The organism is Pseudomonas borbori (assembly GCF_900115555.1).
In the GTDB taxonomy this organism is placed as follows: domain Bacteria; phylum Pseudomonadota; class Gammaproteobacteria; order Pseudomonadales; family Pseudomonadaceae; genus Aquipseudomonas; species Aquipseudomonas borbori.
The window spans coordinates 79,334-94,210 of the sequence record NZ_FOWX01000019.1 but is presented as its reverse complement, the minus strand read 5'-3'; the positions used below and the strand labels follow the sequence as shown (position 1 = coordinate 94,210).

General features: G+C 59.3%; 14 protein-coding genes. 7 read left to right on the top strand and 7 right to left on the bottom strand.

The window, feature by feature from the left end; genetic code table 11:
• Positions 1-779 precede the first annotated feature (779 nt).
• Both pssA and ilvC read right to left on the bottom strand, forming a co-directional pair.
• Entirely contained in the window at positions 780-1,595 is an 816-nt protein-coding gene (gene pssA / locus BM315_RS15080; protein WP_090502403.1) for a CDP-diacylglycerol--serine O-phosphatidyltransferase, read from the bottom strand.
• Positions 1,596-1,751: 156 nt separating this feature from the next.
• On the bottom strand, positions 1,752-2,768 hold the full coding sequence (gene ilvC, locus BM315_RS15075) for a ketol-acid reductoisomerase (RefSeq protein ID WP_090502401.1): 1,017 nt from the start codon (positions 2,766-2,768) through the stop codon (positions 1,752-1,754).
• Positions 2,769-2,891: 123 nt separating this feature from the next.
• Between ilvC and ilvY the strand changes: the two genes are divergently transcribed.
• A complete protein-coding gene (ilvY, locus tag BM315_RS15070) occupies positions 2,892-3,773 on the top strand; it encodes an HTH-type transcriptional activator IlvY (RefSeq protein WP_090502411.1) in 882 nt (293 codons plus the stop codon).
• Positions 3,774-3,812: 39 nt separating this feature from the next.
• On the opposite strand, the gene ilvN is transcribed toward ilvY, so the two are convergent.
• Positions 3,813-4,304 (bottom strand): acetolactate synthase small subunit, encoded by a 492-nt coding sequence (gene ilvN, locus BM315_RS15065; protein WP_079204842.1) that lies wholly within the window; start codon positions 4,302-4,304, stop codon positions 3,813-3,815.
• A gap of 2 nt (positions 4,305-4,306) precedes the next feature.
• Complete coding sequence (locus BM315_RS15060; protein ID WP_090502409.1) at positions 4,307-6,031, bottom strand: acetolactate synthase 3 large subunit; 1,725 nt, start codon at positions 6,029-6,031, stop codon at positions 4,307-4,309.
• A gap of 503 nt (positions 6,032-6,534) precedes the next feature.
• On the opposite strand from BM315_RS15060, the gene BM315_RS15055 reads away from it, so the two are divergent.
• Positions 6,535-6,969 (top strand): DUF4124 domain-containing protein, encoded by a 435-nt coding sequence (locus BM315_RS15055; protein ID WP_090502399.1) that lies wholly within the window; start codon positions 6,535-6,537, stop codon positions 6,967-6,969.
• Positions 6,970-7,007: 38 nt separating this feature from the next.
• Here the strand turns inward: BM315_RS15055 and BM315_RS15050 are convergent, their stop codons facing one another.
• From BM315_RS15050 to mrcB, 3 genes are read right to left on the bottom strand one after another with little or no spacing between them, the layout of a single operon-like run.
• Entirely contained in the window at positions 7,008-7,337 is a 330-nt protein-coding gene (locus BM315_RS15050) for a YqcC family protein (protein WP_090502397.1), read from the bottom strand.
• Positions 7,337-8,059 carry a tetratricopeptide repeat protein gene (locus BM315_RS15045; RefSeq protein ID WP_090502396.1) on the bottom strand — a complete coding sequence of 241 codons (723 nt, stop codon included), beginning with the start codon at positions 8,057-8,059 and terminating at the stop codon, positions 7,337-7,339. Before BM315_RS15045 ends, BM315_RS15050 begins: the two co-directional genes overlap by 1 nt.
• 16 nt (positions 8,060-8,075) lie before the next feature.
• The gene (gene mrcB, locus BM315_RS15040) at positions 8,076-10,394 is read right to left on the bottom strand and encodes a penicillin-binding protein 1B (protein WP_141123953.1); all 2,319 of its coding nucleotides are present in this window, start codon (positions 10,392-10,394) and stop codon (positions 8,076-8,078) included.
• Positions 10,395-10,511: 117 nt separating this feature from the next.
• Between mrcB and BM315_RS15035 the strand changes: the two genes are divergently transcribed.
• From BM315_RS15035 to BM315_RS15015, 5 genes are all read left to right on the top strand, one after another.
• On the top strand, positions 10,512-12,074 hold the full coding sequence (locus BM315_RS15035; RefSeq protein ID WP_090502392.1) for a bifunctional aminoglycoside phosphotransferase/ATP-binding protein: 1,563 nt from the start codon (positions 10,512-10,514) through the stop codon (positions 12,072-12,074).
• Positions 12,075-12,161: 87 nt separating this feature from the next.
• Positions 12,162-12,506, top strand: coding sequence for a pentapeptide repeat-containing protein (locus tag BM315_RS15030; RefSeq protein WP_090502390.1), 345 nt, complete (start codon positions 12,162-12,164; stop codon positions 12,504-12,506).
• Positions 12,507-12,508: 2 nt separating this feature from the next.
• Positions 12,509-13,258, top strand: coding sequence for a class I SAM-dependent methyltransferase (locus BM315_RS15025; protein ID WP_090502388.1), 750 nt, complete (start codon positions 12,509-12,511; stop codon positions 13,256-13,258).
• A gap of 40 nt (positions 13,259-13,298) precedes the next feature.
• Entirely contained in the window at positions 13,299-13,571 is a 273-nt protein-coding gene (locus BM315_RS15020) for a TfoX/Sxy family protein (RefSeq protein ID WP_090502387.1), read from the top strand.
• A 106-nt stretch (positions 13,572-13,677) separates the two neighbouring features.
• Positions 13,678-14,475 carry a Crp/Fnr family transcriptional regulator gene (locus BM315_RS15015; protein WP_090502385.1) on the top strand — a complete coding sequence of 266 codons (798 nt, stop codon included), beginning with the start codon at positions 13,678-13,680 and terminating at the stop codon, positions 14,473-14,475.
• The last annotated feature ends 402 nt before the right edge of the window (positions 14,476-14,877 follow it).

The window sequence follows — 14,877 nt, the reverse complement described above, 5'->3', positions numbered from 1 at the left end:
CTTGCATGTGTTAGGCCTGCCGCCAGCGTTCAATCTGAGCCATGATCAAACTCTTCAGTTTTAATACTGCTTGGGTTTTGAAAAAACCCTAAACTTGGCTCAGCAATCGACAAAAAACTCTCAAATTAACGAGTGTTACTTGTGATGCTGATAATCTTGCGACTAGCAGTCTTACCTCACAAGCACCCACACGAATTGCTTGATTCAGTTGTTAAAGAGCAGTGGCTGAGTCTTTCGTCTCAACCGAGGCGCGCATTCTACAGCACCCCATCTTTCCGTCAAGTTGTTTTTCGAAGTTCTTTTCCGAAGAAAACCTTTCTACTCAACCGCTTGCGCCTCCGATCAGCTTCTGGCATCTCGTCAACGGGAGGCGAATTCTACAGCGTTTCAAACCGCTGTCAACCACCTCTTTTACCGCTTCCGATCACCTCGACCGAAACACCCACAAGCTCAAACCACCACCTTGTCAGCCCGGCGCATTCGACACAGCTTACGCTGCTTTGCAACCCCTCTTTTTACGCTAACTTCTTGTTTTACAAGAGTTTTGCAGAGAGGCCTGCGCCTGAAGAGGTGCGCATTATAGGCCCGAAAGAAACTGCGTCAACTCTTTATTTGGCTTTTATCGTTATTACTAGCTCATCTCCGTGCAAACAACCGCGCGACAGCGCAAAACCTGAGCATCGCAGATCAGAAGAGCCGAAACCGAGCGATAGTACAGATACGACAAAGCCGCCGACGCAACAGCATCGACGGCTTTGTGACAAAACCAAGACTAATAATTACTCAGCGACTTTACGACGACGCAATTGCAACAAGTATTGCACCGGACCAGAAGCAGCATAGGCCAGGAAGATGATCAGTAAAATCCGCGGAGGATCACTGAACACAACAGCAAAGACCAACACAACCGCCAGGATTGCAACAAAAGGCACCCGCCCTTTCAGGTCCAGATCCTTAAAGCTGTGGTATTTGATATTGCTGACCATCAACATCCCGGCTACCGCCACCAGCAGGGCAACCACAAAGGCCATGTTCGACCCCTTGATACCGAAGTCACTGAAGGCCCATACGGTACCCGCGACCACACCGGCTGCAGCCGGACTGGGCAGGCCAATGAAGTAGCGCTTGTCGGCACTACCGATCTGCGTATTGAAGCGAGCAAGGCGCAATGCCGCGCCTGCGACATAGATGAATGCGACCATCCAGCCGACCTTGCCCATACTACCCAGCGCCCACTCGAAGGCCAGCAGCGCGGGCGCTACGCCAAAGGCGACCATATCGGACAAGGAGTCATACTCTGCGCCGAACGCACTCTGCGTATTAGTCAACCGTGCCACTCGACCATCGAGACTATCCAGCACCATGGCCACGAACACGGCAGCAGCGGCCACATAGAAATTGCCGTTCATCGCGTTGATGATGGCGTAGAACCCAGCGAACAGATTGGCCGTAGTAAACAGGTTGGGTAGAAGATAAATGCCGCGATGACGGACCTTACGACCTTCGGCATCGTGCCCCTCTTCGATATGCTCATCGATAGGCAGCAGGCTTTCGGTGCCCGGGGTCGACTGGGGCTCTTCTGGACGTTCGCTCATGAACAACACCTTGCAACTGATTTGGAGAATTTCGACAGCCGTTCCAACCAGGATACACCGTCGGCTTTGACTCAATGATCAGGCTTTATACCAGAAGCCTTGTCTCAGAATGAAAAAACGCGGCCATAGCCGCGTTTTTTCTCACCCTACAAAAGCTTAGTTTTTGCTCTTGTCGACGATCTGATTGGCGCTGATCCACGGCATCATGGAGCGAAGTTTCTCACCGACCACTTCGATACCATGGGCCGCGTTGTTGCGACGATAGGCCGTCATCGACGGGTAGTTGGCAGCACCTTCCTGGATGAACATCTTGGCGTATTCGCCGTCTTGAATGCGTTTCAGGGCGTTACGCATGGCTTGACGGGACTCGGCGTTGATCACTTCAGGACCAGTCACGTACTCGCCGTACTCGGCGTTGTTGGAGATCGAGTAGTTCATGTTGGCGATACCGCCTTCGTACATGAGATCCACGATCAGCTTCAGTTCGTGCAGGCATTCGAAGTAGGCCATTTCCGGCGCGTAACCGGCTTCGACCAGAGTCTCGAAACCGGCCTTGACCAGCTCGACGCAACCGCCACAGAGAACGGCTTGCTCGCCGAACAGGTCGGTTTCGGTCTCGTCCTTGAAGGTGGTTTCGATGATACCGGTACGACCACCGCCGACGCCCGAAGCGTAGGACAGGGCGACGTTCTTGGCATTGCCGGACGCATCCTGATAGATCGCGATCAAATCAGGAATACCGCCGCCCTTGACGAATTCGGAACGCACGGTGTGGCCCGGAGCCTTGGGTGCGATCATGATCACGTCGAGGTCGGCGCGCGGCACAACCTGGTTGTAGTGGATCGCGAAGCCATGGGAGAAGGCCAGGGTGGCGCCTTGCTTGATGTTCGGCTCGATTTCGTTCTTGTACAGCTGGGACTGGAACTCGTCCGGCGTGAGGATCATCACCAGATCGGCAGCGGCTACAGCAGAAGCAACGTCGGTCACCTTCAGGCCATGAGCTTCAGCCTTGGCTACAGTGGCAGAACCTTTACGCAGACCGACAATCACGTCAACGCCGGAGTCTTTCAGGTTGCACGCTTGAGCGTGGCCTTGGGAGCCGTAACCGATGATGGCGACTTTCTTACCCTGGATGATCGAGAGATCACAATCTTTGTCGTAATACACTTTCATGGTCTTGGCTCTTTTAATCAGAAGGAATGGGTGCAGGCACCGCTACGGAGACACCTTAAGTGATCATTCCCGTTGCGTAAAATGATATATTTGCAACACGACATGCCGAAATATGAAATGAATATGGATAGCCACTCCCTCAGACTTTTTCTTTCCCTGGCCGACAACCTGCACTTCGGCAAAACCAGCCGCGAACGGCACGTCAGCCCTTCCGCACTCAGCCGCAGTATCAAACAGCTTGAGGATGAGCTCGGCGTAGCGCTGTTTCTACGAGACAACCGCTCAGTCCGATTGACCCGCGAGGGAATCCAGTTTCGCGAATACGCGAAGGAGGTCATGAGCGGCTGGCAAGTCATGCGTCAGACATTCAAACAGGACCAACAGATCTTGCAGGGAGAACTCTCGCTGTATTGCTCGGTAACAGCCAGCTACAGCTTCCTCTACGACATCCTGAGCAGTTTTCGCCAGGGCTACCCACGCATTGAAATGAAGCTGCACACGGGCGACGTAGCCAAAGCCGTAGAGCGCGTACAAGAAGGGCTGGAAGACCTTGCCATCGGCGCACGCCCCGACAGTTTACCAACGGGCATCGCGTTTCAACCGATTGCCCGCTCCGAACTGTGCTTCATCGGCCCACTGTCGCCCCAGCTATTAACTGATGAGCAACTGAAACAACCCTGCGCAGCCAATTGGCGGGATGTACCGATGATTCTCTCGGAAGAGGGCCTCGCCCGAACCCGCACGGACCGCTGGCTGAAAAGCCATAACATCAAACCGCGAATCTATGCCCAGGTAAGTGGCAACGAAGCCATCGTCAGCATGGTAAGCCTTGGATTTGGCATTGGCGTGGTCCCGCAAATCGTACTCGACAACAGCCCGCTAGGCGCGCGCATCCGCACCTACGACATCCAGCCACCACTGACTGCCTACGACATTGGCCTGTTTGCCCTAGAGAAGCGCCTAAAGGAACCCCTGATCAATGCTTTTTGGAACCGCCAAGGCTAAAAAAACCCCGCGAAAGCGGGGCTTTTTAGTACTGCACAGTCAGATGCTCAGCACCTTGTCGCCACGGGCAATCCCGGTGACGCCACTACGTACGGTTTCCAGAATCGAGGCTGCGCCTATCGCCTGGATAAAGCTGTCCAGCTTGTCGCTCGTGCCGGCCAGCTGAATGGTGTAGACGCTGGTATTCACGTCGACGATCTGTCCGCGGAAGATGTCGGTGGTGCGCTTGACCTCGGCGCGCTGGGCACCGGTAGCCTTGACCTTGACCAGCATCAGCTCGCGTTCGATGTGCGCGCTCTCCGACAAGTCCACCAACTTGACCACTTCGATCAGCTTGTTGAGGTTCTTGGTGATCTGCTCGATCACCTCATCATGGCCGACTGTGGTCAACGTCAGACGCGACAGGGTCGGGTCTTCGGTCGGAGCCACAGTCAGACTTTCGATGTTGTAGTTGCGCTGAGAGAACAGACCCACCACACGGGACAATGCGCCAGGCTCGTTTTCCAGCAGCAGGGAAATAATGTGTCGCATGATTAGGTCCGCTCCGTCTTGCTCAGCCACATATCGCGCATCGCACCGTCTTTGATCTGCATCGGATAGACGTGCTCACTGGTATCGACCTGAATGTCGAGGAACACCAGGCGATCCTTCATGGCGAACGCCTCTTCCATCTTCGGCTTCAAGTCTTTCAGATCGGTGATACGCATGCCGACATGGCCATAGGCTTCTGCCAGCTTGACGAAGTCAGGCAGCGACTCCATGTAGGAATGCGAATGGCGGCTGCCGTAGTTCATGTCCTGCCACTGACGCACCATACCGAGCGCGCCATTGTTCAGGTTGACGATTTTTACCGGCAAGTCGTATTGCAGGCAGGTCGACAGTTCCTGAATGTTCATCTGGATGCTGCCTTCACCGGTCACGCAGGCTACGTCGTCGTCCGGAAAGCTGAGCTTGACCCCCATTGCCGCCGGGAACCCAAAACCCATGGTGCCCAGACCACCGGAATTGATCCAGCGATTGGGTTTGTTGAAACGGTAATACTGGGCAGCGAACATCTGGTGCTGGCCCACGTCCGAGGTGACGAAGGCATCGCCACGGGTCACTTCACTGAGCATCTCGATCACGGTCTGCGGCTTGATGATGCTGCCGTCGCCCTTGTCGTAGGGGAACATGCCGCGGCTGCCACGCCACTCTTCGATCTGCTTCCACCAACTGGAAAGCGCCTCTTTGCTCGGGGTTTCGCCGATTTCCTTGAGAATCGCAACCATCTCGGTCAGCACGCTCTCCACCGGACCGACAATCGGGATATCCGCCTTGATGGTCTTGGAAATCGATGCCGGGTCGATGTCGATGTGGATGATCTTGGCGTTCGGGCAGAACTTGCCGGCACCGTTGATTACCCGATCATCGAAGCGCGCGCCGACGGCGAAGATCACATCCGCATGATGCATCGCCAGGTTGGCAGTATAGCTGCCGTGCATGCCAAGCATGCCGAGAAACTGGCGATCGCTGCCTGGATAGCCACCCAAGCCCATCAGGGTATTGGTCACCGGCAGGTTGAGCATTTGCGCCAGCTCGGTCAGCGGTGATGCAGCGCCACCCATGATCACGCCGCCGCCGGCATAGAGGATCGGCCGCTTGGCGCTCAGGAGCAGTTCCGCCGCCTTGCGGATCTGCCCGGAGTGGCCACGCAGGGCCGGGCTGTAGGAGCGCAGCTTGACCTTCTTCGGGTATACGTATTCGAATTTTTCCGCCGGATTGGTCATGTCCTTGGGAATATCCACAACCACCGGACCGGGACGACCGGATTGCGCCAGATAGAAGGCTTTCTTCATGACTTCCGGAATTTCCGAGGCGTGCTTGATCATGAAGCTGTGCTTCACGATCGGCCGGGAAATACCGATCATGTCGGTCTCCTGGAAAGCATCGGTACCGACCATGTTGCTCGGCACCTGGCCGGACAGCACCACCATCGGGATGGAATCCATGTAGGCCGTGGCAATGCCGGTGATGGCATTGGTCGCGCCAGGCCCCGAGGTCACCAGCACCACGCCGGCCTTGCCGGTGGCACGGGCATAGCCATCAGCCATGTGAGTCGCCGCCTGCTCATGACGAACCAGGATGTGATTGACTTCCGGTTCCTTGAACAAAGCGTCATAGATATGCAACAGGGCACCGCCCGGGTACCCATAGATGTTCTTAACGCCTTCGTCACGCAAGAAGCGGACGACCATTTCAGCGCCGGATAAAAGCTCCACGTTGTTCACCTCTAAAACGCCAGAAAACCGCCCATAGCGGGACGGCCTAAGATAGGTTTACTGCCAGCAGAGCATGAGCGACGGTGGTCGCCGACTACGTCAGCTACTACTGAGCAAGTATTGGGAATGCCCCAAAGTGTTGCGGGGTCTTCCCACCCAGCGCGAGGTAACGCGTTGCGGGTGTAACAGGTCGGCGCGGGTAGCACCTCATGTCTGCTGAGCTAAAGCCTGCTTGCGGCGGACTCCACTACAGAGAACGTCGAATTGTTCTGATTCGACGGGGGCAAGTCAAGTCATCCGTGATGGATTCTGCAATCGAAGGACGTATCTTCAATTACTTACCGAGCAAACCCGGGCACAGCAGCTCAGCCCGCACTTGCACAGCAGAGGGCAAACAAGAGTTGTCGGGTGCCCCCACACGCTGTGACACAGCGCAGGATGACGATTCAGCCATTTTGGTTATAGTAGCCATCAGGTATCGCAGCTCTTAAAAAGGAAACAGCATGCGCCGTATGATTCTCACCAGCAGCTTGCTGCTCGCCCTGAGCGCAAGCGCCATGGCCAGCCAGGTATACAAATGGGTCGACGCACAAGGGGTCACGCATTTTGGCGCGCAGCCGCCACAAGGCCAGCAAGCCACCACCATCAATACCGCGGTGCCACAGCCGAAGACTGCCGAGCCACTAGCAATACCGACTTTCGAGAGCATCGCCGACCCTGAACAAGCCGCTATCGATGAAAAAGTGAAGCAGCAAGTCGCGACCCAGGAAGCAGAGCGCAAGCAATACTGCCAAACCGTGCGCACCAATCTGGCGCAACTGGAGAACAACCCGCGTGTGCGCGTGGAGGTCGACGGGGAAGTACGCCGCCTGAACGAAGAAGAACGTCAGCAGCGTATCGGCGAAGCCAAGCAGGCAATTGCCAAGAACTGCAAGTAACCACCCCGGGCGGACAACCTGCTGAACCGAATGCGGCCTCAGGCCGCACCACAAATCAGTTGATCGAACTCACCCAGCAGCCTGATCAGAACCCGGGCCTGCTCACTGCGTCCGCCATAGACCTGTTCAGCCATTGGCTGAATGCCGCACGCCTCGGGCAGCGCGGTACCGCTCTCGAGCAGGTCTTTCATACGCGGCAGGAAAATCCACTGCAACCATTGCTCGAAGGACAGCGTATCGACGCAGAAAGGTTGCTGACTGGCCAGCGCCTGGTCGCTCGGCGCCTGATCATCCCACCAGCCTTGCAGGCGCAACTCGCGCTCGATCAGCAACAATTGCTGCGCAATCGCCGGCACACGAGCGTCCATCAGAGGCTAACCCGCGCCCGTTCACGCGCCTGCGCCGCGCCGGCTGGGTCGCCCTGACGTTCACGTGCCTGAGCAATCAGGTTCCATAGACTGGCCTGCAGCGCCGGACGACCACTGGCATAGCTCAGGCCGCGACGAGCGAACTGCTCGGCCTGCGCCGCGTCACCTTGAGCCAGACGCACTTCAGCGAGGCGATAGAGTACTTGCGGCTCACGCGGAGCAATGCGCTGGGCGCGTTCCAGGCTGGACGCGGCACCATTCAAGTCACCACTACCTTGCTGTTGCTGGGCAGTGGTGAGCAATGCCAGCACGGGGCCGTCCAGTTGCTCGTCGGCGGCCAAACCGCCGGAACCCGGGATGCCGCTCGGCATCGAAGGTGGCGGCACGCTGAAACCGCCTCCACCCGCAGGCTCGCTGATGACAGGAGCCGTGCTGAAAGGCTCGCCACCCACAACACCGCCTATCGGCGCGCTTGGCGCCGGAAACGTCTGAATCGGCGCCGAACTGACGCCGGCGCCGGGCACCATAACCACCACACCGGAATCCTGCGGCTGACTCTGTGGCGGCCGGGCGGTCGAACCGCCGTAACCACCCGCACCGGCTTGCTGCTGGCCATAGACCGACGAACTGGAATCGACAACGGGGATGGAGCCGCGCGGCACACTGGCACAACCGCCCAGCACTACCGAGGCGGTTAACGCAGGAATCAACCACTTGATCACTTCACACCCTCTTCACTTAATCCAACCAACCACGCACCCAATCCATCACCGAATCGACCGGAGCCTGAATACCGCAGGCCTGACCGGGGACAGGCTCACTGCCGCGAATATACGGCATCTGCACGGCATTCGGGCAGCTCGGGTCGGAGCCCTGGCCGCTAGCGGCATTCACCCAGGCCTGGACAACGTTGTCCGGTAGCGGCATATCCAGCGGCAGCGGGTCGGCCTTGAGCATGAAGTCCGTCCAGACCTGCAAAGCACCGGTCGCGCCGGTCAGCGGCGTAGGACCATTGTCATCGCGACCGAGCCAGACCACCGCCAACAGATCCTGGCTAAAGCCGGCGAACCAGCTATCGCGCGAATCATTACTGGTCCCGGTCTTGCCGGCCAGCGCCAAAGAACCGGGCAAACGGCTGTACACCGAACGCCCGGTGCCCTCGCGCATGGTGCGCTGCATGGCATTTTGCAACAGGTAAATCGCGCCGGCATCGAAACGCTGCTGGATCTGGTAAGGGTAGCGTTTGAGCGGCTCACCCTCGGCCGTCAGCACGCTACGGATACCGCGCAAGGGGGTATTGAAACCGCCATTGGCCATGGTCTGATACATATCCGCCACCTCCATCGGAGTCAGCGCGCCAGCCCCGAGCAACATCGACGGATAAGCCGGCCATTTACGCATAACTCCCAGACGCTCAAGAGTTTTGAGTACATTTGGCACCCCCAGTTCCAGCCCCAGCTTGGCACTGGACAGGTTGTAGGAATTGGCCAGCCCCTGGTACAGATACACAGTGCCGTGAGCCTTGCGATCATAGTTCTGCGGGCTCCAGACCTGGCCATCCTGCCCCTTGATCGAGAAGGGCTGATCCTCCAGCAGACTGGTCAGGGTGTACTGACTCGGACGTTCCAGGGCGGCCAGGTAGATCGCCGGCTTGATCAGGGAGCCGATCGGCCTGACTGCATCCAGGGCGCGGTTGAAGCCGGCATAACGTGGCTGGCGACTACCGATAAGCACCTGCACTTCGCCGGTTTCCGGGTTGGTCACGACCATTCCCGCCTCGACCTGATCCACCCCTTTACGGCCGGCCAGGCGTTTCAGCGAATCGGCCAGGGCACTTTCCGCCTTGAGCTGGAGAATCGGGTCGAAGCTGGTGAAGATGCGCAGACCTTCTTCGGTCAAATCCTCTTCGCGGTAATCCTCACGCAACTGACGCTTGACCAGATCGAGGAACGCCGGGAACGAGCTGTCGGCCATGCTGCCACGCGGGGTCACGCCGAGCGGCTTCTGTTTGGCCGCAGCGGCCTGCTCAAGCGTGACCACGCCCTGCTCGACCAGTACATCGAGAACCAGATTGCGTCGCTCCAGAGCCCGTTCCGGGTTGCGCCGCGGGTTGTAATAGGTGGGCCCCTTGACCATGCCGACCAGCAACGCCACCTGCTCGAGCTTCAACTCGGACAGCGGCTGGCTGAAGAAGTACTGGCTGGCCAAGCCGAAACCATGCACCGCGCGCTGGCCGTCCTGCCCCAGGAACACCTCGTTGAGGTAGGCCTCGAGAATATCCTGCTTGTCGTAATGCAGTTCGAGCAGCACCGCCATCATGGCCTCGGTGGCCTTGCGGATCAGGCTGCGCTCGTTGGTCAGGTAGAAATTCTTCACCAACTGCTGGGTCAGGGTGCTGCCACCCTGGACAACCTGCCCGGCCGTGGCGTTGACCCAGACGGCGCGGGCGATCGACTTGGGCGACACCCCGAAATGATTGAAGAACTCGCGATCCTCGACCGCCACCAGGGTTTCCACCAGATACGGCGGCACCTGATCCAGCTTGATCAGCAAGCGATCTTCCTGATGCGCCGGGTACAAACCGCCAATCAGCATCGGCTCCAGACGGGCCACAGCCAGACTGCCGCCATTGGCCTGACTCAGTCCAGCGACGTAATCGCCGGAAAAGCGCACGCGCACACGCTGTGACGGCTCGCGGCTTTCATAGAACTGGAAGCCGCGCGTATGCAGCTCGAGGTTATTGCCGGCGACCGACACGGCGCCCGGACCATTGGCTGCACTCTCCCGGCGATAACCGAGGGCATCCAGTTCCTGGAGGAAGTCACTCTTGGTCAGTTTCTGGCCGACGAACAGCTCCAGCGGCCGGGCATAGACCTTGGCGGGCACAGTCCAGCGCTTGCCGGAGAACTTCTCCTGCACCACTGCATCGAGGTAAACCGCAAAGCCGGCGAACACCACCAAACCGACCAGACCGAGCTTGACAGCCCAGCCCAACCAGGGGCGCATGCCACGCGAGCGGCGCTTTGAACGAGAACGAGGGGATCGGGTACGAGTCATGGCGCGGCATTATACGCACTTTACCCCGGACAAGCAGGAGCAGCCCGGCGGTTTGCACAGCGCCTCTCAGCGGCCATAATGCCGCTCTCTTATTTGTTTGAAAGCCAAGGATCGCCCGTGAGCCAAGCTCTGATTGCCGCCCTGCAGAACCCGGCCCTATATCCCCATCCGGTAGAGGCTTTCCAGGTCATCGAGACGCATATTTCCTGGGTAGTGTTGACCGGCCCCTACGCCTACAAGATCAAGAAGCCGGTGAATTTCGGCTTCCTCGACTTCACCGAACTGGCCGCGCGCGAACACTTCTGCCAGGAAGAATTGCGCCTTAACCAGCGCCTCACTCAAGGCCTGTACCTGGAAGTTTTGCCGATCAGCGGTAGCGTCGAAGCCCCACAACTGGGCGGCGATGGCCCGGCCATCGAGTACGCCCTGAAAATGCGCCAGTTCCCCCAGGATCAGTTGCTCGCCGAAGTACAGGCACGCGGCGAGTTGAGCGAAGCGCATATCGACGCCCTGGCCGAACAGATCGCCCAGTTCCACCTCGACGCGCCGCAGGTGCCCCGGAGCCATGAACTGGGCTCAGCGCAAGCGGTCATGGCACCGATCCGGCAGAATTTCGAGCAGATCCGCCCCCTGCTCGCGGACAAGGCCGACCTGCAACAACTCGATGCCCTGCAAGCCTGGGCTGAAAGCAGCTTCGAACGACTCGAGCCACTGCTGGCCCGACGCAAGGCCGAAGGCTTCATCCGCGAATGCCATGGCGATATTCATCTGGGCAACGTCACCCTGCTCGACGGCCGGGTCGTGCTGTTCGACTGCATCGAATTCAACGAGCCCTTCCGCCTGATCGACATCGCCTCGGACGCCGCCTTCCTCGCCATGGACCTGGAAGACCGTGGCCTCAAACCCTTCTCCCGACGCTTTGTCAGCGCCTGGCTGGAACGCACCGGCGACTACGCCGCGCTGGAATTGCTGAATTTCTACAAGGCCTACCGCGCCATGGTGCGTGGCAAAGTCAGCCTGTTCCGCCTCGGCCAGGAAGCGGATGCGGTCCAGCGCGCCGTGATCCTGCGCCAGTACCGCCGTTATGCCACCCTGGCTGAGAGCTACAGCGCCATTCCGTCGCGCCTGCTGGCCATCACCCACGGGGTTTCCGCCGTCGGCAAGAGCCACGTCGCCATGCGCCTGGTCGAGGCCCTGGGGGCCATTCGCCTGCGTTCGGATGTCGAACGCAAGCGCCTGTTCGGCGAACAGAAAGCCGCCGACAAAGACCAGTTGAGTGCCGGCATCTACAACCAGGATGTCAGTGCGGCCACCTATCAACGCCTGCATCAACTGGCCGATGCCGCGCTGCATGCCGGTTTCCCGGTGGTGATCGATGCCACCTACCTCAAGCAGGCGCAGCGCCAGGCAGCCTGCCAGATTGCCGAAGACACCGGCGTACCCTTCCTGATCCTCGACTGCCACGCCCCCGACGCCGTGATCGCCAGTTGGCTGGCACTGCGCCAGGACAGGGGCCAGGACCCCTCCGACGCGACCATGGAGGTGATCAAAGCCCAGCAAGCCAGCCGCGAAGCCCTCTCCCAGGACGAACTGCTCCTCAGCAAGCGGGTCGACACCCATGAAAGTGCCAGCCTGGACAGCCTGATCGCGCGAATCCGTCAGCACCTGCCGGGGCTGTAAACCCAGCGTTAGGGAAATACAGCCGCGACGGGCAAAGCGCGTCGCGGCTTCTATACTGGCTGGGAACCCACAACGGACGTCCCGCTCATGAGCCAGCCCTGTCAACTCGATAGCCCGCTCTACCAGCTGCTGCACAATGAAGACATTGCCGGCTTCAACGCCCATAAGCCCAAGGACGGCGAGGTAGACCTGTGCAATGGCGACTTTCGCGGGCTCGACTTGCGTGCTATCGACGCCAAGCGCATCAATTTCAGCGGCGCCTATTTTCGCGGCACGGATCTACGCGGGCTCGATCTGCGCGAGGCACTGCTTGAAGGCGCCAGCCTGGCCCATGCACAGATTTCCGGCGCCTACTTCCCCGCCGACCTGAGCGCCGACGAGATACTCATGTCGGTCAACTTCGGCACACGCCTGCGCTACCGCACAGGCTGATCATGAGCGAGATCGTCCGGCTGTTCGGCGCCCGTGCCGGAGCCTACGCCAGTTTCCGCCCAGACTACCCGGCAGCCCTGTTCGACTGGCTGGCCAGCCACTGCGCCGAACGGCAACGCGCCCTGGACATCGCCTGCGGCAATGGCCAGGCCAGCCGGCCCTTGCGTCAGCACTTCGCCCAGGTGCTGGCCTGCGATGCCAGCATCGAGCAACTGCGTGCCGCCGAAACGCCGGCCGGCATCAGCCTGTTCGCGGCCAACGCCGAAGCACAACCCCTGGCCAGCGCCAGCCTCGATCTGATCGTGGTCGCCCAGGCCCTGCACTGGTTCGCCACCCCGGCCTTCTTCGCCGAAGTCGCCCGACTGCTCAAGCCCGGCGGCATCTTTGCCGCCTGGTGTTACGGCTTGATGCGCATCAACGGCCCCCTGGATGAACTGATCGACGACTTCTACCGGGGCACCCTGGAGGGCTATTGGCCGCCCGGACGCGCCAGTGTCAACGCCGGCTACCGTGATATCCAGGCGCCCTTCCCACGCCTCGAAGCGCCGGCGTTCGCCATCGAGGCACACTGGTACTTCACCCAGCTGACCGGCTATCTGCGCACCTGGTCGGCCGTACAGCGCTGGGAGCGCCAACAGGGCCGCGATCCGGTCAGCGACCTGGAACCTGCATTACTCGAAGCCTGGGGCGATAGCAAACAGCCACGTTTTGTACGCTGGCCACTACACTTGCTGGCAGGCACTGCGCACTAAGTGTTTGTTCGACTACTCGCAAACAGCGCAAGGAGGCTGGATGAATGACGAATTGCAACACTTGAAGAACCTTGGCAAGACCTCGGCCCAGTGGCTGCATGCCGTCGGCATCCACAGCGCCAATGACCTGCGCAGGCTGGGTGCGGTCGATGCCTACCGCGCCGTGCGCGCGCGCGGCTTTCGCGCCTCCAAGGTCTTGCTCTACGCCATCGAGGGCGCCTTGCTCGATGTGCACTGGAGCGAGTTGCCGCCAGCCCACAAAGCCGAATTGAACGGTCAACTCGAAGCGTGCCCGTCGCACAACAAGAGCTAGCTCACAACCTCCACACACCAGGATTTACCTGACACCTGGCAGCGCTTATTGTCCTAGGGACGTTCGTGCGCTTCAGCCAGACCAGCCAGTTCAAGGAATTACGCTCATGTATCTACTCGGGGAGCAACCGGCCTACGCCGACCAACTGATCAACCGACTGCAAGGCATCCCCACCCAGTTACTCGAGGGTCTGACACCCTGTGGTGCCGCCCTGCAACTGGAGCGCGCCGAGGATCTGGCTCAAGAACTGCCGGAGAACCAGCTGTTCATCATCGAGAATGGCTTGCTGCATGCCCTGGTCGACGAACGCCCGCTGTTCTATCTGCAGGAAGGTGACCTGGTCGGCCTGCGCCAGGGCATCGATCTGCCCAGCTGCCGCTACAGCAGCGAAGAACCACTGAGCCTGATCCCCTATTCACGCAGTGAAGTGTTCCAGCACATCCATCTCAGCGAGCCGCGCCAGGAGCTGTTCATCCAGTACCTGATCGGCCACACCGCCCTGCTCTCCGACGCCCTGGCGCGCCTCAAACAACCGGAAATCCGTCCCGCAACCGGCTTCCAGCACTTCGCCGCCGGTGCGGAACTGATCCACCAGGGCGATGCCGCCGATCATGTGTTCATCATCATCGAAGGCCATGCCACAGCCTATGTCGACGGGCACAAAGTCGGTGACGTACAGAAGGACGAGATCTTCGGTGCCATGGCCGTGTTCACCCGCGAGAGGCGCAGCGCCACCGTACTGGCCAGCGAACCTTGCACGGTGATGGTGATTCCCAAGGAACAGTTCCTCAGCCTGATGCAGAGCAACCCACGGATTGCCCACAGCCTGATAGAAAGCATGGCGCGGCGGATCGACCTGCTGAACAAGGAAGTGACCCAGCTGCGCCTGCCCGCCACCGCCTGACCGCAACTCACGCCCTGTACTCGCAAACCCGGCCCTGTGCCGGGTTTGCTGTTTTTAGCCAATCCTGGCGACACTCTGGAATTAATTTGGCAAAGAGAGTTGACTTGCAAATGATAATCGATATTATTAGCAACAGCTGATCGCGAGATCGGCGGGTAACCTTGAGAGACCTTCAGTCGGCCTCTTCAGATTATCTCCTCATCAGGCTAATCACGGTTTTGACCCGGCTCTTGCCGGGTCTTTTTTTGTCCGGCAGAAAGTGCTCGCCGTGCTCTTGTGGGTCGGTAAATCACGGCGAAGCCCAACGGGCGTTGGAATGCTCGCTGGGCTTCGTCGCCCCCGCCCCAACGGCCAATCACGCAACACGCAATGGAGGCTGTTATGTACGGCCGCTGGCGATAG